The organism is Lipingzhangella rawalii (assembly GCF_031628175.1).
GTDB lineage: Bacteria > Actinomycetota > Actinomycetes > Streptosporangiales > Streptosporangiaceae > Lipingzhangella_A > Lipingzhangella_A rawalii.
The window spans coordinates 13,914-36,585 of sequence record NZ_JAVLVT010000006.1; the positions used below are offsets into that span (position 1 = coordinate 13,914).

General features: G+C 67.8%; 20 protein-coding genes and 1 other RNA gene. 6 read left to right on the forward strand and 15 right to left on the reverse strand.

Features of this window, described 5'->3' with window-relative positions; all coding sequences use genetic code 11:
- Nucleotides 1–10 precede the first annotated feature (10 nt).
- The 6 genes from paaE to RIF23_RS14025 form a co-directional block, all read right to left on the reverse strand.
- Nucleotides 11–1,120, reverse strand: coding sequence for a 1,2-phenylacetyl-CoA epoxidase subunit PaaE (gene paaE, locus RIF23_RS14000; protein WP_310912976.1), 1,110 nt, complete (start codon nt 1,118–1,120; stop codon nt 11–13).
- A gap of 3 nt (nt 1,121–1,123) precedes the next feature.
- Nucleotides 1,124–1,639 carry a 1,2-phenylacetyl-CoA epoxidase subunit PaaD gene (gene paaD / locus RIF23_RS14005; RefSeq protein ID WP_310912977.1) on the reverse strand — a complete coding sequence of 172 codons (516 nt, stop codon included), beginning with the start codon at nt 1,637–1,639 and terminating at the stop codon, nt 1,124–1,126.
- Between the two features lie 5 nt (nt 1,640–1,644).
- Complete coding sequence (gene paaC / locus RIF23_RS14010) at nt 1,645–2,544, reverse strand: 1,2-phenylacetyl-CoA epoxidase subunit PaaC (RefSeq protein WP_310912978.1); 900 nt, start codon at nt 2,542–2,544, stop codon at nt 1,645–1,647.
- Nucleotides 2,545–2,558: 14 nt separating this feature from the next.
- Complete coding sequence (gene paaB, locus RIF23_RS14015) at nt 2,559–2,858, reverse strand: 1,2-phenylacetyl-CoA epoxidase subunit PaaB (protein ID WP_310912979.1); 300 nt, start codon at nt 2,856–2,858, stop codon at nt 2,559–2,561.
- Nucleotides 2,855–3,832: a 1,2-phenylacetyl-CoA epoxidase subunit PaaA gene (paaA, locus tag RIF23_RS14020; protein WP_310912980.1), complete on the reverse strand. Its 978-nt coding sequence runs from the start codon at nt 3,830–3,832 to the stop codon at nt 2,855–2,857. Before paaA ends, paaB begins: the two co-directional genes overlap by 4 nt.
- 721 nt (nt 3,833–4,553) lie before the next feature.
- The gene (locus tag RIF23_RS14025; protein ID WP_310912981.1) at nt 4,554–5,483 is read right to left on the reverse strand and encodes an NADP-dependent oxidoreductase; all 930 of its coding nucleotides are present in this window, start codon (nt 5,481–5,483) and stop codon (nt 4,554–4,556) included.
- A gap of 199 nt (nt 5,484–5,682) precedes the next feature.
- Between RIF23_RS14025 and recD2 the strand changes: the two genes are divergently transcribed.
- Nucleotides 5,683–7,917 (forward strand): SF1B family DNA helicase RecD2, encoded by a 2,235-nt coding sequence (gene recD2 / locus RIF23_RS14030; RefSeq protein WP_310912982.1) that lies wholly within the window; start codon nt 5,683–5,685, stop codon nt 7,915–7,917.
- A 43-nt stretch (nt 7,918–7,960) separates the two neighbouring features.
- Here recD2 and RIF23_RS14035 read toward each other — a convergent pair whose 3' ends face one another.
- Nucleotides 7,961–9,034 carry a hypothetical protein gene (locus RIF23_RS14035; RefSeq protein WP_310912983.1) on the reverse strand — a complete coding sequence of 358 codons (1,074 nt, stop codon included), beginning with the start codon at nt 9,032–9,034 and terminating at the stop codon, nt 7,961–7,963.
- A gap of 156 nt (nt 9,035–9,190) precedes the next feature.
- The gene (locus RIF23_RS14040; protein WP_310912984.1) at nt 9,191–10,129 is read right to left on the reverse strand and encodes a phosphatase PAP2 family protein; all 939 of its coding nucleotides are present in this window, start codon (nt 10,127–10,129) and stop codon (nt 9,191–9,193) included.
- 451 nt (nt 10,130–10,580) lie between these two features.
- Between RIF23_RS14040 and RIF23_RS14045 the strand changes: the two genes are divergently transcribed.
- The 4 genes from RIF23_RS14045 to RIF23_RS14060 all read left to right on the forward strand — a co-directional run bounded on the left by RIF23_RS14045 (nt 10,581) and on the right by RIF23_RS14060 (nt 14,984).
- A complete protein-coding gene (locus RIF23_RS14045; protein WP_310912985.1) occupies nt 10,581–11,246 on the forward strand; it encodes a GntR family transcriptional regulator in 666 nt (221 codons plus the stop codon).
- A gap of 240 nt (nt 11,247–11,486) precedes the next feature.
- On the forward strand, nt 11,487–12,632 hold the full coding sequence (gene pdhA / locus RIF23_RS14050; protein ID WP_310912986.1) for a pyruvate dehydrogenase (acetyl-transferring) E1 component subunit alpha: 1,146 nt from the start codon (nt 11,487–11,489) through the stop codon (nt 12,630–12,632).
- A 40-nt stretch (nt 12,633–12,672) separates the two neighbouring features.
- A complete protein-coding gene (locus RIF23_RS14055) occupies nt 12,673–13,671 on the forward strand; it encodes an alpha-ketoacid dehydrogenase subunit beta (protein WP_310912987.1) in 999 nt (332 codons plus the stop codon).
- 14 nt (nt 13,672–13,685) lie between these two features.
- The gene (locus RIF23_RS14060) at nt 13,686–14,984 is read left to right on the forward strand and encodes a dihydrolipoamide acetyltransferase family protein (protein WP_310912988.1); all 1,299 of its coding nucleotides are present in this window, start codon (nt 13,686–13,688) and stop codon (nt 14,982–14,984) included.
- A 104-nt stretch (nt 14,985–15,088) separates the two neighbouring features.
- Here RIF23_RS14060 and RIF23_RS14065 read toward each other — a convergent pair whose 3' ends face one another.
- Nucleotides 15,089–15,385, reverse strand: a complete 297-nt coding sequence (locus RIF23_RS14065) for a PLDc N-terminal domain-containing protein (protein ID WP_310912989.1) — start codon at nt 15,383–15,385, stop codon at nt 15,089–15,091.
- A gap of 377 nt (nt 15,386–15,762) precedes the next feature.
- On the opposite strand from RIF23_RS14065, the gene RIF23_RS14070 reads away from it, so the two are divergent.
- Nucleotides 15,763–16,506 (forward strand): GntR family transcriptional regulator, encoded by a 744-nt coding sequence (locus tag RIF23_RS14070; RefSeq protein ID WP_310912990.1) that lies wholly within the window; start codon nt 15,763–15,765, stop codon nt 16,504–16,506.
- 179 nt (nt 16,507–16,685) lie between these two features.
- Here RIF23_RS14070 and RIF23_RS14075 read toward each other — a convergent pair whose 3' ends face one another.
- The 6 genes from RIF23_RS14075 to ffs form a co-directional block, all read right to left on the reverse strand.
- Nucleotides 16,686–17,747 (reverse strand): aspartate-semialdehyde dehydrogenase, encoded by a 1,062-nt coding sequence (locus RIF23_RS14075; protein WP_310912991.1) that lies wholly within the window; start codon nt 17,745–17,747, stop codon nt 16,686–16,688.
- Nucleotides 17,744–19,015, reverse strand: coding sequence for an aspartate kinase (locus RIF23_RS14080; RefSeq protein WP_310912992.1), 1,272 nt, complete (start codon nt 19,013–19,015; stop codon nt 17,744–17,746). Before RIF23_RS14080 ends, RIF23_RS14075 begins: the two co-directional genes overlap by 4 nt.
- 108 nt (nt 19,016–19,123) lie before the next feature.
- Nucleotides 19,124–19,729, reverse strand: a complete 606-nt coding sequence (gene recR / locus RIF23_RS14085) for a recombination mediator RecR (protein WP_310912993.1) — start codon at nt 19,727–19,729, stop codon at nt 19,124–19,126.
- A gap of 90 nt (nt 19,730–19,819) precedes the next feature.
- Nucleotides 19,820–20,164 carry a YbaB/EbfC family nucleoid-associated protein gene (locus tag RIF23_RS14090; protein ID WP_310913210.1) on the reverse strand — a complete coding sequence of 115 codons (345 nt, stop codon included), beginning with the start codon at nt 20,162–20,164 and terminating at the stop codon, nt 19,820–19,822.
- 136 nt (nt 20,165–20,300) lie between these two features.
- A complete protein-coding gene (locus RIF23_RS14095; protein WP_310912994.1) occupies nt 20,301–22,400 on the reverse strand; it encodes a DNA polymerase III subunit gamma and tau in 2,100 nt (699 codons plus the stop codon).
- Nucleotides 22,401–22,496: 96 nt separating this feature from the next.
- An RNA gene (gene ffs, locus RIF23_RS14100) (signal recognition particle sRNA small type) lies at nt 22,497–22,592 on the reverse strand.
- Between the last annotated feature and the right edge of the window lie 80 nt (nt 22,593–22,672).

Below are 22,672 nucleotides of genomic sequence, written 5' to 3' on the forward strand. Positions count from 1 at the left end.
GATCGCGCACTCAGGCGTCGTAGTCCACGGTCACCTGATCGGTGACGGGCAGCGACTGGCAGGACAGCGCGAAGCCGGCGTCCAACTCGTCCTGCTCCAGGGCGAAGTTGCGCCGCATGGTCACCTCCCCATCGCGTACCAGTACGCGGCAGGTGCCGCACACCCCACCCTTGCACGCGAACGGCAGATCCGCGCGGAACCGTTGGGCCGCGTCCAGGATCGGGACGTCGCGCGGCAGGGTGTGGGTACTGGCACGGCCGTCGAGAACAACCGTGACCGCAGTTCCCGAACCGGCCGAAGGGGGCTCCTCGTGGCGCAGCGGCTCCGGAGGCGCGTCTCCCACATAGAAGAGTTCCCGGTGCACCCGCGCCGGTGGAACACCGCGGCGGTCCAGGCTCCGACGCGCATCCTGCACCATGGCCAGCGGCCCGCACAGCCACCAATGGTCCACATGGTCGGGATCGACCAACTCCCGCAGGAGCAGATCGATCTTCCCCGCGTCCAGCCGTCCACTGAGTAGATCGGACTCGCGGGGTTCGCGGGACAACACGTGCAGCAGCTCCAGCCGCTCCGGGTACCGGTCCTTGAGGTCGGCCAGCTCGTCGGCGAACATCACGGTGTCACTGCGCCGGTTTCCGTAGACCAGGGTGACCCGGGACCGGGTCCTGCTCAGCAGGGAGGCCGCGATCGAAAGGATCGGGGTGATCCCGGCCCCGGCCGCCAGCAGCGCGTGGTGTGCCGATACGTCCAGGTCGGGGGTGAACCGGCCGCGGGGCGGCTGAACCTCGACCTCAGTCCCCGGCTCCAGTTCGGACACCAACCAGGTCGACAGGGCCCCTCCGGGGACGAGCCGTACCCCCACCCGGGGCGGCTCGCCGACCGGTGCGCAGATCGAGTAGTCACGCCGCTCCTCGCGCCCGTCCACGAAACGCCGCAGGGTCATCGACTGCCCCGGACGGTGGGCGAAAGTCTCGGCGAGCTCAGGGGGAATCTCAAAACGTACCGCCGCGGCATCCGCGCAGAGGCGCTCCACATCGGCCACGCGGAGCCGGTGAAACCGTCGCGACCGAGGCGCCGCGGACGTGTCCCGGGTCTCGGGAGCGGTGCTGGCACTCGACACGACTCAGATCTCCTTCACGTGCTCGAAGGGTTCACGGCAGCCACGACACCGCGCCAACGCCGTGCAGGGCGTGGGGCCGAACCGGGACAACAACTCCGTGTCCGCGCATCCACAGCGCGGGCAGCTTGCGTCCAGCCGGGTCGCCGCCAGGGACACCGTCACGGGACCCGAGGCTGCGGGGGCGGCCTGTCCCGGCGGCGAAACCCCGTGCGCGGCGAGCTTGCGCCGACCCTCCGCGGTGATCCACGCGCTACTCCACGGCGGGCTCAGGACGGTTCGTACCGCAACCCGACAGTAGCCCGCTCGGTTCAGGGCACCCCGAAGATCCGCGCGAATCTCGGCGAGAGCGGGGCAGGCCGCGTATGTGGGGGTGATCGTCACTTCCACCATGGCCGGGTCCCGTGGGTCCGTGCGGACCTCGCGCAGGATTCCGAGATCGGCCACGGTCACCATGGGGAGCTCCGGATCGACGACCTGCGCGGCCACCTGCCAGGGGTCGGTGGGAATCTGGGTGGTCATCGAGCTCACCACCGTGCATTCGGGTGGGCGCGTGCCACGGACTGCATCTCGGTGAGCAGTTCCGACAGCCCGGGGGTGTGCTGGCCGTCCCTACCCCACGGTGGTGGTGTCCCCGGCGCCGCCGTCGGTTGCCAGTCCAGACGCGCGGCGTCCAGGACCGGCTCGAGTGCGGTGCCCACCTCCTCCCGGAGGGTGGCGGGATCCGTGGCCACGCCCTGCTCGGCGAGCCGCTTCTCCACAGGGTGGGCACGAAACAGCTGCGCGTAGTGGGGATCCACGTCCGCCACCGCCGCCAGCATGCGCTCGTGGGAGTAGTCGGTGCCATCGCCGAGACGTACCGTCCAGGCCGCGGCGTACTCCGCGTGGTAGGTGCACTCGTTCACCCCACGTGCCGCGATCGCGGCCAGGACCGGATCGTGTGCGTCCACGAGGCGCCGGAACAGGGCCAGACGCCAGGTGGCGACCACCAGCAGCCGTAGTACGGACCGGCCGAAGTCTCCACCGGGCACTTCGGCCAGCACAACGTTCCGGAACTCCTCGGCATCGCGGAAGTAGGCCAGGGTGTCCTCGTCGCGGCCGATTCCCTCGGCGACCCCCGATCGTGCCAGCAGTAGGCGCGCCTGCCCCAGGAGGTCCAGGGCGATGTTCGCCAGTGCCACCTCCTCCTCCAGTTCGGGGGCATCCGTGCACCACTCGATGAGCCGTTGCGACAGCACCAAGGCGTCGTCGCCGAGCATCAGACAGTAGGTACTCAGGTCGGCGCGGTTCACATGGCCCGGAATCGTGGTGTCGACACCGGCCAGAGCCTCACTGAATCCGGTGCCGAAAGCCCACCGGTCCTCGGAACCGGAGTGTTCCTCCGTCAGCGCCACATAGGCGTTGTCCGTGGTTTCGCTACCGTGCACGCTCACCCTCCTCCTCAGATGTGCGGCACATCGTCGGGGATCGGATAGAACGTGGGATGGCGGTACACCTTGTCGACGTTCGGAGCGAACATGGGATCCCGCTCGTCCGGGCTGGACGCGGTGATCTCCGAGGACGGCACCACCCACACGCTGACGCCCTCATTGCGCCGTGTGTACAGGTTGCGTGCACTATGGACCGCCATCCGCGCATCCGGGGCGTGCAGCGATCCCACATGCACATGGTTCAGACCGCGTTTACCCCGCACGAACACCTCGAACAGGGGCCACTCGGACCGCTCCTGCCCAGTACTCACCGGTCCTCCTCCCGCCGTCGCGACTTGGCCGCGTGTGCGGCCGCCGCCTCCCGCACCCAAGCCCCCCGGCGATGGGCCGCCGCACGGCGCGATATCCGCTCCGCGTTACACGGACCGTACCCCTTGATCACCTGGGTGAACTCGTCCCAGTCGGGCTCGGAAAAGTCGTAGTGCCCGCGCTCCGGGTTCCAGCTCAGCGCCGAGTCGGGCAGTTCCACCCCGAGCCGGTGGGCCTGGGGAACCGTTATGTCGACAAAGCGCTGCCGTAGCTCGTCGTTGGTGTGCCGCTTGATCCGCCAGGCCATGGACTGCCGGGTGTTGGGGGACTCCCCGTCCGGGGGGCCGAACATCATCAACGACGGCCACCACCAGCGGTTCGTCGCGTCCTGGACCATCTGGCGCTGGTCGTCTGTGCCGGACATCATCGTCAACAACAGTTCGTAGCCCTGCCGCTGGTGGAAGGACTCCTCCTTACAGATCCGCACCATCGCCCGCGCGTAGGGGCCATAGGAGCTCCGACACAACGGAACCTGGTTGCAGATCGCGGCGCCGTCGACCAGCCACCCGATAACGCCGACGTCGGCGAAAGACAGCGTGGGATAGTTGAAGATCGAGGAGTACTTCTGCCGCCCCTCGATCAGACGTTCGGTCAGGTCGGCGCGATCGACACCGAGCGTTTCCGTCGCGGCGTAGAGGTACAGCCCGTGCCCGGCCTCATCCTGGACCTTCGCCAACAGGATCGCCTTGCGGCGCAGACTCGGCGCGCGACCCAACCAGTCCCCTTCCGGCTGCATCCCGATGATCTCGGAATGCGCGTGCTGGGCGATCTGACGCACCAGGGTTGTGCGGTACGCCTCCGGCATCCAGTCCCGTGGTTCGATCCGTTGGTCGGCTGCCACCCGGTTCTGGAACTCCGCCTCCAGCTGTGCGGTCCCAGGCCCCACATCGGCTTCCTGGACGTGGTCCGTCGTCATCGCGCTCTCCCCTAACCGAATGTTCGGTCAGTTATTATTGTCGCGCACCACACCCGGAACGACAAGAGGAGAGTCCGATCGGGAGCCGGCCCGGCGCAGCGTTCGGGGTACCCACGCCAACACCGGTGCACCGACGCGGCGGAGGCCGGCGATTCAGCGACAGCAGACCCGGGAAAACCGAAAACGACGAGTCTCGGAGCTGAACTGGGAGGATGCGACGATGATCGGATGGATCCTACTACTGTCGTTCTTCGCGATCCTCGTGCTCGCGCTCGTCATGGCCAACGTCGTCGGTAAGGAGACCAGCGCCGACGAGCACTAGTCGCCGCCGGCCGTGCCGGTACGGCCGGCGGCACTCAGGGGCCTGCCGTCCGCAGCAGGAGCCCAGCCTCCTCAGAGCTGGCACGAGTTGGCCAGATCACGCGTTTTCTCGCCGAATCTGGACGCAACCTGGCCCTGATGGCCCCGCACGCCCGCCGCTGGTGGAGCGCCCGCGACAGCTACGGCCGCACCATCACCGCCCAACGGGCCACCCGCGCCCCCCACGAAATCCACCGGGTCGGGACCTGCGCCAGCGGCAGGCCCCGACCCACCCGCCCCAGGCTCGTGGGTGGCCGCACGGTGGCTGTAGCCCCTCAGGGGCCACCTCCATACCATGAACGCCACGGAAAGCCGATGAGGGACGCGAACGGCCAATGGGGGCGGCAATGAGGAGGGCCTTTCACCCGGCGTGGATCAGGAGCTTGCCACGCACGTGCCCGGCTTCACTGCGCGCGTAGGCGTCGGCGGTCTCGGCCAGGGGAAACGTCGCCGCGATCGGCAGCCACACCCGGCCGTCCCGCAACAGCGGGGCACACCGGTCCACCGCCTCGGCCAGGGACGGTCCACCACTACTGGAGAACCGTGCGCCATACTCCGGTGCCGCATCGTCGGCAATGCTCACCACCCGGTGCGGATCACCGGTCAGCGTCACCGAGCCGGCGACCACACCCCGCCCCGAGGCGTCCAACACCGCATCCACACCGCCGCTGTCCGACAGAACGGAACGAACCCGCTCCTCCCAGCCGTCGCCATAGGAAACCGGAATCACCCCCAGCTCCCGCAGGAAGTCATGGTTCCCGGGACTGGCCGTACCCACCACCGTGGCACCGTGGGCCCGAGCCAGCTGTGCCGTGACGATCCCAACCGCACCGGCAGCCGCGTGCACGAGCAGCGTCTCCCCCGCGCCCACGGCAAGCTCATCCAGCACCCGCACCGCCGTGGTCAGCGGCACGGGAAGCGCCGCCGCCTGCTCGAAAGACAGCCACTCCGGCTTGACGACCAGCCGATGCGCCGCGGCCAGGGCGTGTGTCGCCGCCGCCCCGGTAGCAACCTGCCCAAACACGGCCTGCCCCACATGCAGCCCCGTGACCTCCTCCCCCACCGCATCGACCACACCCGCGGCGTCCATTCCGGTGCCGCGTGGCTGACTGGGCTGCTCCTCCCGGGCAAACATCCCCCGCCGAATCTTGGCATCGATCGGATTCACCCCAGCGAACCGAACCGCCACCCGCACCTGCTCCGGCCCCGGTTCGGGGGTCGGTATCGAGGTGTGGGTCAACACCTCCGGACCACCGAACCGCTCATAGCGAATCGCCCTCGTCGTCTCCACGGGATCTCCCTTCGCGGGGGCGGCGACCGCACCCATATGTCTCGCGCCCGTCGCGGACCAGCCACGACCCGGTGTGTGCACGCCGAGGCCCCCAGACCCGCGCCTGCTCCAGCTGAGTACACGAATCACCACCCAAGGCCCGGCAGCGACCTATACTCCGCCCCAGAAACCACGGGCCAAGCATGGGAGGCCAGCGCGCATGAGCGGTGCGGGCGAATCGGGTGCGCCCCGACTCTCGGTTCTCGACGGCGTCCTGGAACGTATCACCTACGCCAACGAGGACACGGGATACACGGTTGCCCGTGTCGACACCGGACGCAGCGACGACCTGGTGACCGTCGTCGGTTCGCTGCTGGGCGCCCACCCCGGCGAGTCGCTGCGCCTACACGGACGCTGGGGATCCCACCCGCAGTACGGCCGCCAGTTCCACGTGGAGAACTACACCACGGTCCTGCCCGCGACCGTGCAGGGCGTACGTCGCTACCTGGGCTCCGGCCTGATCAAGGGCATCGGCCCCCGGATGGCAGAGCGCATCGTCGACCACTTCGGAGCCGATGCGCTCGAAGTCATCGAAGAGACCCCCCAGCGGCTGACCGAGGTGCCGAACCTCGGCCCGAAACGCAGCCGCATGATCGCCGATGCCTGGGAGGAACAGAAGGCCATCAAAGAGGTGATGGTATTTCTCCAGGGACTTAATATCTCCACCTCCCTGGCGGTTCGGATCTACAAGAAGTTCGGGGACACGTCGATCTCAGTGGTACGCACCGAGCCGTACCGGCTCGCCAACGACGTGTGGGGAATCGGCTTCAAGACCGCGGACACGATCGCCCAGGCGACCGGCATCCCGCACGACAGCCCGGATCGGGTCAAGGCCGGGATCCAGTTCACGCTGTCCGAGTCCACCTCCGACGGGCACTGCTACCTCCCCGAAGAGGATCTGATCTCCGCGGCCGTGCGCATCCTCGGCGTTGACACTGGCCTCGTCATCGACTGTCTGAGTGAACTGGTCGCCGAGGAGGGCGTCCTGCGCGAGGAACTCCCGGCTGGCGACGACACAGCCCACACGGCGGTGTACCTGCTGCCGTTCCACCGTGCCGAGCTCGGCCTCGCCAACCAGCTCCACGCACTGTTGGAGACTCCCAACGATCGACTGGCCGCCTTCACCGAGGTGAACTGGGACCGCGCTCTGGACTGGCTGGGACAACGCACCGGCACCACCCTGGCTCCGGAACAACAACGTGCCGTACGTCTCGCCCTGACCGAGAAAGTCGCCGTCCTCACCGGCGGTCCCGGCTGCGGCAAGTCCTTCACGGTGTCCTCGGTCATCACCCTGGCCGCGGCCAAACAGGCCCGGATCCTCCTCGCCGCACCCACGGGCCGAGCGGCCAAGCGACTCACCGAGCTGACCGGGCACGAAGCCTCAACCGTGCACCGGCTGTTGGAACTGCGGCCCGGCGGGGACGCCTCCTACGACCGGGACCGGCCACTGGACTGTGACCTCCTGGTCGTGGACGAGGCATCCATGCTGGACCTGCTCCTAGCCAATAAGCTCGCCCGCGCCGTGCCTCCCGGTGCGCACCTCCTGTTGGTCGGGGACGTCGACCAACTGCCGTCCGTCGGCGCCGGACAGGTGCTGCGCGACCTGCTATCGCCGGACACGCCGATTCCGAACGTCCGCCTCACCCAGGTTTTTCGACAGGCCCAGGAGTCGGGGGTGGTCACCAACGCCCACCGGATCAACGCCGGCAGTATGCCCCGCACCGAGGGACTCTCCGACTTCTTCCTGTTCGCGAGCGATGACCCGGAGGCCACCGCCGAGCTCACCGTGGACGTTGTCGCCCGGCGCATCCCCCGCAAATTCGGCCTGGACCCGCGGCGGGACGTGCAGGTACTCACCCCTATGCATCGTGGACCGCCTGGGGCCGGAAACCTGAACGTGCTGCTTCAACAAGCGCTGACTCCCGCGGGCGCGGGAATTCCGGAACGGCGGTACGGAGGACGCACCTACCGGGTCGGCGACAAGGTCATCCAGATCCGAAACAACTACGACAAGGGCCGCAACGGGGTTTTCAACGGCACCCTGGGTGTCGTCACCGCCATCGACGAGGTCAATCAGGAGGTTACGGTACGCACCGACGAGGACGAGGACGTTTCCTACGACTTCACGGAACTGGATGAGCTGACACACGCCTATGCCGTCACCGTGCACCGCTCCCAGGGCAGCGAGTATCCGGCGGTGGTCATCCCCGTGACCACGAGTGCCTGGATGATGTTGCAGCGCAATCTGCTGTACACGGCGGTGACGCGCGCCAAGCAGCTCGTGGTCCTGGTGGGTTCCCGCAAGGCCCTGAACCGCGCCGTGCGCAACGCGGCCGCGGGTCGACGCAACACGGGGCTGGCGCACCGCCTGAGCCCGGCCCACCCAGCCCGATAGCGCCCAGCCCGACAGGGCGAGCGACAGCCGCGCCTCCGCGGACTCAGGCGTCCGCGTAGATTCGGGCGACCTCCTCGAAGGCTGCCTTCGGTTCCCAGCGCGGCCCACCCCTGGCGGGGGCAGCGGGCGTGCGCACCAACGCGTGACTCACCATGTCCAGGTCGAAGCGTGGATCCGGAGAGTACGGGTGACTCGGCGCGTCGAACTCGAAGACGAAGGCGCCGGCGAGACGTGTGGTCCGGAACTGTTCCAGCATCTGGGCGACATACTCTGCCTGCACCTGTTCGTCGCGGGTGTACTCCCCGCGCAGTTGCGGGGTCGGGCGGCTCCGGTCCACCGCCGACTCCTCCATCTCCCCGGCATGCTCCTGCGCCCCCGCATAGCTGGGGCAACCGAATTCGGTGATGACCACCGGAAGATCCTGGCGCTGCCAGGATTCCAGGTCACGGCCCATGCCGGCGGGCTGAGCTCCGGGACGGTAGTAGTTCAGTCCGATGATGTCGAAACCACGCCAGTCCACGTCCTCCCAGAGACCGGCGGCGTAGGTCACCTTGCCGTAGAAGTCCGACCGGGCGACGGACAGGGCCTTGGCCAGGAGCCGGTTCAGCCGCTCATTGGCCGCGGAGCGTTCCGTATCACTACCGGGATCCTGCACACGTGCCAGGCGCTGCGCCATGTCGTCCCCGGACACGATGCCGCTGGCGTGCACACTCAGCGCACTACCGAGGCAGAGATACACCGCGGAGTGCTCCTCGCGCAGGCCGTCGGCCCCACGCGCTGTCTGCGCGAGGTGCTCCAGCGTCCGCGCGGGGTCCGCATCGTGGAACCGTGGCTGGAGCCAAACGTGCAATCCGGCCTGGAGGGCGATCGTCGCTCCCTCGAAGAGACGGTCCAGGTCGGTGCCGTAGATCATGATCGAGTCACAGTGCAGCCTGCGTCGAATCACCCACATGTCCTGCCGTACCGCGGCCGGATCCCAGGCGCGCCGGGAGAGTCGACTCCCGATTCTGGTTCCCACGTCGTAGTTGACGCCCCGACATGCCAGGGTCGGGTAGGTCGATCCCGGGAGGGGGAGCACGTGGGCCGCGCCGTGCAGCGGATCGTTGCGCCTCTCCACGCCGCACACTCCGTTCGGTCAGCTCACTGGCAACGCACCCGTCGTGGCTCGGGCCGATTCACGGGCCACAGCAGGCTTTGTCATGATCCTAGGACAGCTGTACCCACCGTCGCAGTGCGAAAGCCGGGACGGCGAGTGCCGGTCTCGTGACTGTTGCTACGAAGGGCCGGGAGCGGAGGGGCGCTTCGGACGGCTGTGCGGCCGAGCCGGCGGACGTACCGGGATCGGCCGCGCGACCGCGCGTCTCTGGCCCCGACCCGGGGCGGGACGGTGGCGCATTCCCGCCTCCCGCTGCACGTGGGCGGGCATCAGGGGCGGCTCCGGCCGCGCGGGAGCGGTGAACGGCCACCAGCCCCGGGTGAAGCCTTCTGGAATCAGTCCGTCCAGCACCATGGCCATCCGCAGGACCAGCGCGCCGGCCAGCATTCCGGTCACCAGGTCGCTGAACCAGTGGAACTGGAGATAGATCGACACCGCCGACTGCACGAACGCGATTCCGGCGATCGCCACCCCGAGTCGGACCGCAACCTGCGGACGAACGGCCCGGTAGCGCACGATGAGGAACAGCGCGATCCCGTAGATCAGTACCGCGTTGGCGCCGTGTCCCGAGGGGAACGAGAAGTTTTGCCCGAAGTCCACGAAGAAGGAGGGGTCGTGCGTTCGGGGATGTGACCTGGCCAATACCAGCTTCATAGCGGAGACCAGGCAGATCATCGCGAACACCGAGCCACCGGCCAACAGGATCGGACGCCAGCTGCGGACCCAGAGGGTCAACCGCAGGGCGACCACGCCCAGGACCGGCAGTGCCACCGCCCGTGAGGCAATCGTGTCCGGCCAGTAGATGAGTAGGGTGCGGAGGGTCTCGGACTCCAGCCGGGGCAGCGTGTTCAGCAGCGTGTCGATCGGACGGAGCGGGCCGAGCGCCAGCACGACCATCGCGGCCAGCGCGATCGCGAGGCCGAGGGTCACCCGATCACTGAGCAGTCGACACAGAACGTGAACGAGATAGTCACGCATCGTGGGGCGGGTGGCCCGGGCTGTCGTTCCGGGAACCGATTGTCGTGTCGTCCGGGTGTGCCGGTATTCATGGATCATGTGCTCAGTGCTGTCTCACAACTGTGGGCAGGCCTCGGGCACGATCGCGCGGCGCGGGGTCACACCCGCCCACTGTGGTCGACCCTGTGGACATCGCAATCGCTCGGGCACGCACCCCTGTCGCTGCGCCCCGCGGGCAACTGCCCAACCCTCATAGACTGGCCAAAGCACGTTGTGCTCCTGAGTCACGCCTCCGGGATCGAAGCGCGGCTCGGGTATCGAGGGGTACCCCGACACGGCCGGCTGGGTTGTTCGGAACATTTCCGGCAGTCGAGCTTACCCTGTCGGATGCGCGCACACCCGCCCCACCCCAAACCGGGAGGTCACAGCCTGGTATCGCCTTGATACAACAGGGGCGATCACGATCCACCGACACCGGCAGCTGCCGGCCCGGGCACATCCCCAGGCCCACTCGCCGCAGGCAGCCCCACACTGGCATTGGAAGGTATGGATGGGCGACCTCCCGAACGGAGCTGACGACCCGGCCTCCCTGGCCCGCAACCCACTGCGCGAGCAGATTCGACGCTTCCTCGTCGACGGGCTTCTCGCTGGCCGGTGGAAGCCAGGTGAGCGCATCGTCGAACGTCGGGTCGCCGTCGAGCTCGGTGTAAGCCAGGCTCCGGTACGGGAAGCACTCCGCGAGCTGGAAGCACTGCGCCTCATCGAGTCGGTACCGAACAAGGGGGCGCGAGTTCGGGCGTTCGGTATCGCGGAGATGGCCGAGATCTACCCGGTTCGGGCCGGGCTGGAGCTGGTCGCCGCGGAGCTCGCCGCGCCGCGTCTGGCGGAGGACCCCAGCCCCCTGGAGCGAGAGGTCGCCGCCCTACAGCGGGCGAGCACGGACGGGGACGTCGAAGCCCAGATCAAGCACAGCGTGGACTTCCATCGCGAAATCGTTCGCGCCGCGCGAAACGGGGTACTGCTGCACACCTGGGAGTCCCTGGGAGTGGAGATCTGGACCGCCCTGTCCGTGCGCTGGCTGGACATGGAACTGCACGCGAAGGCAGCCGACCACACAGCGATCACCGAGGCCTTTCGGCATCGCGACCCGACGGTCGGACGTATGCTCAGCGATCACGTACACAACTACGTCGCCGCCGCGCGGGACAAGGTGTAGCCCCACGCGGTGACGGAGATATCCGGAACGAGACCAATCAGATCTTGATCGATCATCGATCGAATCTTAGAGTGGCCGCGATTAAGGTCACACTGAGAACCAGCCACTCGGGTGGCGCCCACATCTGAGCCATACCGGGCGCCACCCCTGGGGAGTCCCGGACAGACAGGACTTCTCGCACCGGCCGCTGGCCCACCGGCCACAGCGGACCCGCGGTGCATGTACGAGAAAGGCACCAGCATGGCTGACGCAGAGTCCAGTCCCAGCAAGTCCAAAGGCAGCCGAGCCACCAAAGGCCAGGACAAGCAGGGCAGGCAGAGCAGGCAGAGCAAGGGCCGCGGCTCCCAGACCAACTCCGGCATCGCCAACGAGCCGCCCGAGGCGCTGCTGGACTACTACCGCCGGATGCTGCTGGTCCGCAGATTCGAGGAGCGTACCGCCCAGGCCTACACGCAGGCCCGCATCGGCGGCTACTGTCACCTCAACCTGGGCGAGGAGGCCACGGTCGTCGGCCTCATCGACCCCCTGCGCCCGGACGACTATCTCTTCACCAACTACCGGGACCACGGTTATGCCATCGCCAAGGGCATGAGCCCACACCGGGTCATGGCCGAGCTCTACGGACGCTCCGACGGCGTGGCCAAGGGGTGGGGCGGCTCAATGCACATGTACGACACCGAGGTTCGGATGCTCGGTGGCTACGGCATTGTCGGCGGCCAACTCCCCCTGGCGACCGGGGCCGCCCTTGCCGTGTCCTACCGCGGCGGGGACGAGGTGGTCATGTGCCAGATGGGCGACGGCACCACCAACATCGGCGCATGGCACGAGTCCCTGAACATCGCCAGCCTGTGGAACCTCCCGATCGTGTTCGCGGTGGTGAACAACTTCACGGGCATGGGCACCACCGTGGAGATGTCCTCGGCCGAACCCGATCTCTACAAGCGCGGATCGGCCTTCCGGATCGAGGGCGAACGCGTGGACGGCCGGGACGTTCTCGCGGTACGGGATGCCACCGCATCCCTCGTCGAACGCGCCCGCACCGAACAACGGCCCTTCCTGCTGGAGGCGACCAGCTACCGGATGAAGGGACACTCCGTCGTCGACCCGGCCAAGTACCGGACCAAGGAACAGGTCGAGGAAGCACGCGACACCGCCAACGATCCGCTGGCCATCTTCTCCGCGGAGCTGGAGAAGGCCGGAGTTCTGACCGAGGAACGCCGAACCGAGATCGACAGCGAGGTTAAGGCCCAGGTCACCGAGGCCGCGGATTTCGCCGAGAACAGTCCGCACCCCGAGGTGTCCACCCTGTTCGACTACACCTACGCCACACCTGTGGCCAACGAGTCACGACGCATGCCCACCGACCCGGTCTTCGCCGAGTCGTGACGAGCGACCGAGGAAGCGCGGAGAGGAGAGGAATTCGGGTATGTCCGTGATCACATACCGCCAGGCCCTGCGGGAAACCCTGCGGGCCGAGATGCACCGGGACGAGAACGTCTACGCGATGGGCGAGGAGATCGGGGTCTTCGAAGGCTCCTACAAGATCACCGAGGGCCTACTCGCGGAATTCGGGGAACGCCGGGTCCGCGACACCCCCATCGCCGAGGAGGGGTTCGTCGGGGCGGCCGTCGGCTCGGCCATGCTGGGGCTTCGGCCCGTGGTCGAGATCATGACGATCAACTTCTCCCTGATCGCCATCGACCAGATCGTCAACCACGCGGCCAAGGTCTATGGGATGTTCGGCGGACAGACGAGTGTCCCCATGGTGATCCGCACCCCGGGTGGCGGTGGCCAGCAGTTGGGCGCCACCCACTCCCAGAACATCGAGCTGTACTACTCCTTCGTTCCCGGACTCAAGGTGCTGGCACCCAGCACCCCGGCGGACGCCGCGTCCATGCTGCGCGCCGCCGTCCGGGACGACGACCCGGTGCTGCTGCTGGAGAACCTCGGCCTCTACAACAGCAAGGGTGAGGTGCCCGACGACGACACCAGTGTCGCCGAGATTGGGCGCGCCGCAGTGACCCGCCCCGGAACCGACATTACGCTGATCGGCTATTCCCGGATGGCCATGATGGCCGGGCAGGCGGCCGAACAGCTCGCCGAGGAGGGCATCAACGCCGAGGTGGTGGATCTACGCAGCCTACGCCCCCTGGACCGACAAACCATTGTGGAGTCGGTGCGCCGCACCAACTGCGCGGTGGTGTGTGAGGATGACTGGCTCACCTACGGGATCGGGGCCGAGATCGCCGCCACCATCCAGGAGGGAGCCTTCGACTACCTGGACGCTCCGGTACGCCGGGTCGCCATGGCCGAGGTGCCGCTGCCCTACGCCAAACCGCTGGAGACCGCGGCGCTGCCGTCACTCGAGTCGATCACCACTGCCGCCAAGGAAACCCTGAACGCCGTCGGCCGGCGGGTCGGATAACGGGGGAAGCTCAGATGTCCGAGATCTACATGCCACGCCTCTCCGACACCATGGAGGAAGGCGTGATCAGCAGCTGGCAGAAACAGCTTGGGGACAAGGTCTCCCCCGGAGACGTCCTCGTCGAAATCGAGACCGACAAAGCCGTCATGGAGTACGAGGCCTTCGACGAGGGCTATCTCATCCAACAGACGGTGTCCGCGGGAGACACGGTCCCCATCGGGGCCGTGATCGGTATCCTCGGCGACACTCCGGACGCCACTCCGCCAGCTCCAGCCGAACAGTCCGCACAACCGGAGGAGAAGACCGAGACCGGGGCCCAGCAGACGGAGACGGTGGCGGAAGCCGCCCCGCAGGCCGACTCCACCACCGGGAGTGCGGCAACCTCCGGGACCGACGGCCAGGAGCGGGGGCGCACGTCGCCGCTGGCCCGCCGTCTGGCCCGCGAGTACGGGCTGGACATCAACACGATCCAGGGTTCCGGCCCCAAGGGCCGGGTGGTGCGGGCCGACATCGAGGCCGCAGCCAACGCCCGCGGGACATCCTCAGCTGCCGGCGGCGAGAGTCCCGCCACCACGCAGCCGGCCGCTCCGGCAGCACCAGCCGCCGCGGAGTCCGACGACGGGCGGGACTCGGAAGAGGTATCCCTCAGTAACGTCCGCAAGGTGATCGCGCGTCGGATGGCCGAGGCCAAACAGGAGGTTCCGCACTTCTACCTGCGGCGCACGATCGACGCCGAGCCACTGCGCGAGTTCCGCACCCAGATCAACAACCAGCTGGCCGACACCGGGGTCAAGGTCAGCTTCAACGACCTGATCATCAAAGCCGTGGCGAGCGTCCTCCGGCGCCATCCCGCGGTGAACTCCTCGTGGGTGGACGGGCGGCTCCTGCGGCACAATCGCGTGAATATCGGGGTGGCCGTGGCCATCGAGGGGGGTCTGGTGGTTCCGGTGATCCGGGACGCCGATCGAACCAGTGTCTCCGACATCGCGGTGCAGGTCCGGGAGTTGGCCGAGAAGGCCCGGAACAACAAGCTGACGCCGCAGGACATGAGCGCGGGGACGTTCAGTGTCAGCAACCTGGGCATGTTCGGCGTGGACAGTTTCTCCGCGGTGATCAACCCGCCGGAGGCCGCGATCCTCGCGGTGGGGGCGATGCGTCCCGAGGCTGTGGTACACAACAACGAGCTCGCTGTGCGAAACACCCTGTCCCTGGAGCTGTCGGTCGACCACCGGGCTGTGGACGGCGCCACGGGGGCCGAATACCTCCGGGAGCTGGCCGAGGTATTGGAACACCCGATGCGTATCGTCGTCTAACCGATCTCTGTACATGTCGACATCGCGGGTGGGGTGGGGCGTAGCGGCGCCCCACCCCACCGGTCGCCGTTGGCGGAGTTCTGCGCCCCCGCTGGTTGTGGCACCTAGGAGGTTCCATGACCCTGCTGGAGTGGTTCCCGCTGCGCTGGACCCGGTTCGATGCCCAGCGCCTGGTTGAGGTAGCCCTTCTTACCGACAACGAACCAGGCGACACTTCCGAGAACCGGGAAGTAGAGAACCACCAGGATCCACAGCAGCTTCCCGCCCCCGGTGAGCCCCCGATACATCAGGATCGAGATCAACGCGGCGATGATCAGTACGACCACCGCCAGGGCGAGCAGAATGCCCAGAATCCCGATCACCACAGCCAGTCCGGCCATCAGATCACGAGCCTCGTCCATCCGTACCCCACCTCCAACCACATATAGACACTATTACGATACAAAGAGTAACAACTTGCTGGTGTTCCGTACCGCACCGAATCCCAGACACGCATGGATCGCCCCGGCACGGCCACGCAGGCACCCCGACACCGAAGAGCGACCCCACCTACTGACGAGTTCGACCGCCCCGCCTGCGCAGACACTGCTTTACTGGACACCATGGGCGAACAGAGACAGCTCGCCGGCGTGTCCCGGACGGTTCGTTCCGCCCGGGAGGAGTCCCCGGCCCCCGCAGGAACCGGTCCGCTCCCGACACACCCACCGCACGGTGGGTCAGGTTTCCCCCCCGCAACTCCGGGCCTCGGCCCCGCGGCTCCACCTGGTTGCGGCCCATCGTGACGGCGGGACAGCCCAGGTACGTCGAACTCGCCGAGGCACTGCGCCGGCCAATCGTCGACGGTGAACTTCCCGCGGGAACACGCCTGCCCTCACGTGCCCAACTGGCCGTTCGCCACCGGGTCAGCGAACAGGTCTCCCGCAATGCGCTACGCCTCCTCGCCGCCGAGGGGCTCGTGGAGAGCCGTAGCGGATCCGGCTACTTCGTGCGTTCCCGGCCCAGTGTGCACACCGTGGCGCGCACCGACCGGGACACCGGGCCCGTCTCCCCCCTCCCCGAAGAGTGTGTCGGGGTGGCCACACTCCGGGCTTCGACCCTGGAGGCACGCCGACTACGCCTACGCGAAGGCGACCTCGTGTACCAGACGCGCTGCATCGGCAGGTCAGAGGGGACACCGATCCTCGCCCACACCTCGTGGGAACCCGCCGTCTTCACCCACGGCAGTCACCATGCCCCCAGCCAGGCCCAGCCACAACGCAATCCCATCGACCGGCTGGCCCGGGTCGGTGTGATCATCGACCAGGTTCGGGAGAACGTCTCCGTACGTCCCGCCCGGGAACCCGAGGCGACAGTGCTGCGCATCGCCCCCGGACAACTCGTCATCGCGGTCGAACGCACCCACTACAGCGGCCAACGTGCGGTCGAAACCTCCGACCTCGTGGCGGCCACCGACCGGTGCACGCTCGCCTACCGACTCAGCCTGACCGGCCAGATCCCCGCCCAGCGTCCCACACACGAGTGAGCCCCGCAGCGGACGGGCATCGCATCGTGCCGCTGCCCCACGTAGCCCCGGCACGATGCGATGTCGGCACGTCCGTGGAACCACACGACCAGCGCAGACCGGCACAGATCCGGGATCCAGACGCCGAACCGCGCACACCGGCCTCGGCCAGCCCGTTGTGATTCCACTACGGAGGGCAACTACCCGGTGGTGTGCTCCTCAGCCACCACCTCGGCGATCTGTGCGGTGTTCAACGCAGCCCCCTTGCGTAGGTTGTCGCCACACAGGAAAAGGTCCAGCGATCGGGGATCGTCCAGGGCCTGTCGAATACGTCCAACCCAGGTCGGGTCGGTTCCTACCACGTCCGCGGGGGTGGGGAACTCCCCTGCGGCCGGGTCATCCTGCACCGTCACACCCGGCGCGGCCCCCAGCAGCTGACGTGCCGCATCCGCGGTCACCTCCTGAGAGAACGTGGCATGGACAGCCAGGGCATGGGTCGTCACCACGGGGACACGGACGCAGGTCGCCGACACGGACAGCCCCGGCAGGCCCAGGATCTTCCGCGACTCGTTCCGCACCTTCAGTTCCTCCGAGGACCAGCCATCGTCCTTGAGGGAGCCGGCCCACGGGACCACATTCAGGGCCAGGGGCGCAGGGAAGGGTCCCAGATCGCCGGCGGCCGCCCGCACGTCTCCCGCACGTTCGCCCAGGGTGCGGTCGGCGGCCACCTTCTCGGTCTGGTCCCGCAGCGTGTCGATGCCCTCCTGCCCGGAACCGGAGGCCGCCTGGTAGGAGGAGACGACCAACTGCTCCAGGCCGAACCGCGCGTGCAGGGCCCCCATCGCGACGATCATGGAGAGCGTGGTGCAGTTCGGGTTGCTGATGATGCCACGGGGACGGTTGCGAACCTGCGCACGGTTCACCTCGGGGACGACCAGCGGGACATCCGGTTCCATCCGGAACGCCCCCGAATTGTCCACGGCGACGGCCCCGCGCTCCACAGCCACGGGAGCCCACTCGGCGGACACAGAGTCCGGTACGTCGAACATTGCGACGTCGACCCCGTCGAACACCTCGGGCGCGAGCGCCTGGACCTCGACCTCCGTACCGCGCACGGTCAGCCGCTTGCCGGCCGAACGGGGCGAGGCCACCAGACGGATCTCCCCCCACACGTTCTCGCGTGTGGACAGGATGTCGAGCATGACACTGCCAACGGCGCCCGTGGCACCGACGATGGCCAGGGTGGGGAGACGGTTACTCATCGCCCGGTACCTCCGTAGACAACTGCTTCCACCTGGTCGGAGTCCAGCTGGAACTCGGTGTGTGCCGCGGCGACCGCCGCGTCGACCTGCCCCTCCTCAACAATCACCGAAATCCGGATCTCCGAGGTGGAGATCATCTCGATATTGACCCCGGCATTCGCGATGGCGTCGAAGAAGCGGGCGGTGACCCCGGGATACGAACGCATCCCCGCACCCACCAGAGAGACCTTACCCACCTGGTCGTCGTACCGGATCGACTCGAACCCAACCTGGTCCTGAAGCTTCTTCAGGGCGTTGAGCGCGGTTTGCCCATGAGTCGCCGGGAGAGTGAACGAGATATCCGTTCGGTTCGTCGCAACGGCCGAGACGTTCTGCACGATCATGTCGATGTTGATCTCAGCCTCGGCGAGACTGGTGAACAGTGCCGCGGCCTCGCCGACCCGGTCGGGAACCCCCACGACCGTGATCTTGGCCTCACTGCGGTCGTGGGCGACACCGGAGATGATCGGTTGTTCCATGCCTTCGGTTTCCTCAACTTCCGAGACGACCCAGGTACCGGGCTTCTGACTGAACGACGACCGTACGTGCAGCGGAATGCCGTATCTCCGCGCGTACTCGACACAGCGCAGATGCAGAATCTTGGAGCCACACGCCGCCAGCTCGAGCATCTCCTCGTACGAGATCGTCGGGATCCGCCGCGCGCTGGGAACAATGCGGGGATCGGCGGTGAAGATTCCGTCCACATCGCTGTAGATCTCACACGCATCGGCGTTCAGGGCGGCGGCGAGAGCGACCGCGGTCGTGTCGGAGCCCCCACGCCCCAGGGTGGTGATGTCCTTGCTGTCCTCCGCCACGCCCTGGAAGCCCGCGACGATGCAGATCGCCCCGTCATCCAGGGCTTCCTGGATGCGCCCCGGCGTCACATCGATAATCTTCGCGTTGCCGTGCAGGGCTGTGGTGATCACCCCGGCCTGCGATCCGGTGAAGGAACGGGCCTCATACCCCAGGTTGCCGATCGCCATGGCGACCAGGGCCATCGACATACGCTCCCCCGCCGTCAGCAGCATGTCCATCTCGCGTCCGGGCGGAAGCGGAGTGACCTGCTCGGCGAGATCGAGGAGCTCGTCCGTGGTGTCGCCCATGGCGGAGACCACGACAACGACGTCGTAGCCCGCTTTTTTCTGCGCCACGATCCGTTGGGCTACCCGCTTGATGGCCTCCGCGTCGGCGACGGAGGAGCCACCGTACTTCTGCACGATCAAAGCCACGGTCGGCGCTCCTGGGGAATCGGAAATCTTGACAGTCAACTCTCGATAATACCCACGGTGGAGATATCCGTGCTGGTGGGCATCAGCACTCCCCGCGTCCGGGCCTACCTACTCGAGACTCCGGCGCCCCTCGAACGCACGCCCGAGCGTGACCTCATCCGCATACTCCAGGTCACCGCCCACGGGCAACCCGCTGGCCAGACGGGTCACCTTCAGTCCCATCGGACGAACCAGGCGCGCCAGGTAGGTCGCGGTTGCCTCCCCCTCCAGGTTCGGGTCCGTGGCCAGAATCAGCTCGGTCACGGAGCCGTCGGCGAGCCGTGACATCAGCTCCTTGACCCGAAGATCGTCCGGCCCAACGCCGTCGATCGGACTGATAGCCCCGCCCAGGACGTGATAGGTACCGCGGAACTCCCGCGTCCGTTCGATCGCGACGACGTCCTTGGACTCCTCGACCACACAGATCACCGCCGTGTCCCGACGCGGGTCCCGACAGACCCGGCACCGGTCCTCCTCGGCGACGTTGCCGCACACGGCACAGAACCGCACCCGCTCCTTCACCTCGACGAGTGCGCTCGCCAGCCGCTGTACATCCGCCGGGTCCGCCGCAAGGACGTGGAACGCGATCCGTTGCGCGCCCTTCGGCCCGACCCCGGGCAACCGCCCGAGCTCATCGATCAGGCTCTGGACAGCCCCCTCATGCCCTTCGGTCATCCCTGGTCCCGCCGTCCAAGTTCGCGAGGGTGACGGTTCCGGTCAGCCCACCCTGCCGGACAGAGCACCCCCGTTGTGCGCTGCGTTGCCTCACATCCCGGGAATTCCCGGCATGCCTCCGGGCATACCGCCACCCAACCCCTCGGAGAGGGGGCCCATCTTCTCCTGCTGTAGCTCCTCCACCCGCTGTTCCGCGTCCCGAATCGCCGCCAGCACGAGATCGGCGATGGTCTGGGCCGAATCAGCCGTGTCCGCGGGATCGATCGCCTCCGCGGAGATCGAGATGTCCTGCACTTCGCCACGTCCACTGACCGTGGCCGTCACCAGACCGCCACCCGCGGACCCTTGGAGTTGTGCTTCGGCAAGCTCCTGCTGCGCGGTCATGAGCTGCTGCTGCATCTGCTGGGCCTGTTGCAGGATGGCCTGCATATTCATCTCGCCCTCAGGGTTCACTGCCCTCTCCTTTGCACGCCGGGTCGCGAGTGCCTCGCTTGCGAGCGTAGCCGGTGATTTCCCGAAGTGCGTGCACTGGCAGATCACAGCAGACCGTGACCGACCGCAGCCCCGAATATCAGGCGCCGCGGTGCTCCGTCTCCTCCACCAGCCGGGCACCGAGTTCCCGTTTCAGTAACTCCACTCCGGACTCCGTATCATCCGCGGGCCCGCCGCCCTCCCGGGTTTCCTGCTCCGAACCGCTACCGGGCCGAGCCGCCGCAGGGCCCTCCCGCGACTCGGTCTGGGGCTGCACGGTCGGCGGCTGGACAGGATCCACGGCCGGAGCCGGCGGCTCGTCGGCAGGCCCGGGATCCTCATCCACAGGCGGCGGTTCGGTAGGCCAACCATCCCCGGGATCCGCCACCTGGCCACCGCCACGCCCCACGGCCGGGGGCGCTGCGGCCGGCGCGGAGGTCACCGCGGTACCCGCGGGTGGCTGGGGGGCGCCCTGCGCCTGTTTGGCCTCGTTCAGCGAACTTGCGGACACCTGGAGCTCCACCCCGAGCACCGCCTGCACGGCCTCCTGGAGCAGGCGATCCGCCCCGCTGGTGACGAAGCCCTTAGCGTCGTTGGGACGCGGGAAGCCAAGCTTGAGTTCGGTGCTGGTCACCGAAAGCACCTGTGCATCACCACCGGTCAGCACCATCCAGCTGAACCGGCGACGCCGCTTCACCTCCTCCAGGATCTGCGGCCAGGCGCCACGGAGGCGCTCCTCGGGGCCACTCGGGGCACCACCCCCCGCAGCGGATCCGGCCGGGGCAGTGCCGGCGGCCCCGGGAGCCGGCTGCTGGGGCGTGGACCGCTCCCCAACAACCTCGGTGTGCTGGTCCGGCGGGGCGTTGGCCGACGGCGCCGCCCCCGCGGGTTCCGAGGCACCTGCATCCGTCCCGCTGGTTGCCGCCGACTCCCCGGGCGCGGCCGGCACCGACGGTGTCCGCTCCGTCTGGGCCGTCTGCGCAGACTGCGCCCTACTCTGGACGGCTGGCTGCGCTGCCGGGGGGGTTGCCGGCGTTGCTGGCGTTGCCGGCGTTGCTGACACCGCCGATCCCGGCCCCGCAGCGTGCCCGGACGTGTTCGTGGCCGGAACCAAGACCCGGGCGCACAGGATCTCCAGCAACAGCCGGGGGGCCGTCGCCCCCCGCATCTGGGTGAGACCGGTGTTGAGTACCTCGGCCATGCGCGTCAACTCGGCCGGTCCGATCCGCTGTGCCTGGTCTCGCATCGTGGCCACCGCGCCGGGATCAACATTGATCAGGCCCTTGTCCAGAGCGTCCGGAACAGCGACGAGGACGACCAGATCCCGCAGGCGTTCCAGGAGATCAGCCGTAAACCTCCGCAGGTCCTGCCCGGCCTCGACAACCCGGTCCACGAGCTGGAAGGCGGCCGCCCCGTCCCCGGCCCCCAAAGCGTCGACCATCTCGCCCAACACCCCGGAGTCGGTGTAGCCGAGCAGCGCCACCGCACCCTCCCGGGTGATTCCGTGCTCGTCTGACCCGGCGAGCAACTGGTCCAGGATGGACAATGCATCCCGCGCCGATCCGCCACCGGCTCGGACCACCAGAGGCAGGGCGGCCGCGTCAAACGGGATCTGCTCCTCGGTGAGGATTTCCTCCATCAGCTCCCGCAGCGCACCCGGCGGAATCAAGCGGAACGGGTAGTGGTGGGTTCGCGACCGAATCGTGGAGATGACCTTGTCGGGTTCGGTGGTCGCGAACACGAACTTCAGGTGCGGAGGCGGCTCCTCGACGAGCTTCAACAGCGCGTTGAACCCTTCCCGGGTGACCATGTGCGCCTCGTCGATGACATACACCTTGTAGCGGGAGCTGACCGGGGCGAAGAACGCCCGTTCCCGAAGTTCACGCGCATCGTCCACCCCACCGTGCGACGCGGCGTCAATCTCGATCACATCGATGCTGCCACCCCCGTCGGGGGCGAGCGCGGCGCACGGCTCACAGCGGCCGCACGGGTCGGGCGTGGGACCCTCGACGCAGTTCAGGGAGCGCGCGAGGATCCGGGCGCTGGACGTCTTCCCGCAGCCGCGGGGACCGCTGAAAAGATAGGCGTGGTTCACCCGACCATTGCGCAGTGCCTGACGCAGCGGTTCGGTGACGTGCTCCTGCCCGCGTACCTCGCCGAATGTCGCCGGCCGGTACTTGCGGTACAACGCGATACTCACGACGCGATCACGGCTCCCTCTACAGGCACGCGGCCCGCGTTGCTCCTCCCGTGCCCCCATTCAACCCTGTGGCACGGACAGCTGGGACCTAAGAACGCAAAAGACCCCTCGCGCACCCGCCAGAGCTCATTTATCCTTGCTGCCTTCCGGCCCTGGGGAGGTTCATAAGGTGACGCCGCACGAGGGGCTGCGTCCAGTGTAGCGTCCACGAGGACCGATCGCGCCAACCCCAATGCGACACCGGTGGCGCTCGGACAACATGGAACCGGCCT

What these genes read in the sequence shown, in the direction of transcription:
- paaD (WP_310912977.1), bottom strand. Translation starts at nt 1,639, where the DNA reads ATGACCACCCAGATTCCCACCGACCCCTGGCAGGTGGCCGCGCAGGTC.
- paaA (WP_310912980.1), bottom strand. Translation starts at nt 3,832, where the DNA reads ATGACGACGGACCACGTCCAGGAAGCCGATGTGGGGCCTGGGACCGCA.
- recD2 (WP_310912982.1), top strand. Translation starts at nt 5,683, where the DNA reads ATGAGCGGTGCGGGCGAATCGGGTGCGCCCCGACTCTCGGTTCTCGAC.
- RIF23_RS14040 (WP_310912984.1), bottom strand. Translation starts at nt 10,129, where the DNA reads ATGATCCATGAATACCGGCACACCCGGACGACACGACAATCGGTTCCC.
- RIF23_RS14045 (WP_310912985.1), top strand. Translation starts at nt 10,581, where the DNA reads ATGGGCGACCTCCCGAACGGAGCTGACGACCCGGCCTCCCTGGCCCGC.
- pdhA (WP_310912986.1), top strand. Translation starts at nt 11,487, where the DNA reads ATGGCTGACGCAGAGTCCAGTCCCAGCAAGTCCAAAGGCAGCCGAGCC.
- RIF23_RS14055 (WP_310912987.1), top strand. Translation starts at nt 12,673, where the DNA reads ATGTCCGTGATCACATACCGCCAGGCCCTGCGGGAAACCCTGCGGGCC.
- RIF23_RS14060 (WP_310912988.1), top strand. Translation starts at nt 13,686, where the DNA reads ATGTCCGAGATCTACATGCCACGCCTCTCCGACACCATGGAGGAAGGC.
- RIF23_RS14065 (WP_310912989.1), bottom strand. Translation starts at nt 15,385, where the DNA reads ATGGACGAGGCTCGTGATCTGATGGCCGGACTGGCTGTGGTGATCGGG.
- RIF23_RS14075 (WP_310912991.1), bottom strand. Translation starts at nt 17,747, where the DNA reads ATGAGTAACCGTCTCCCCACCCTGGCCATCGTCGGTGCCACGGGCGCC.
- recR (WP_310912993.1), bottom strand. Translation starts at nt 19,729, where the DNA reads ATGACCGAAGGGCATGAGGGGGCTGTCCAGAGCCTGATCGATGAGCTC.
- RIF23_RS14090 (WP_310913210.1), bottom strand. Translation starts at nt 20,164, where the DNA reads ATGAATATGCAGGCCATCCTGCAACAGGCCCAGCAGATGCAGCAGCAG.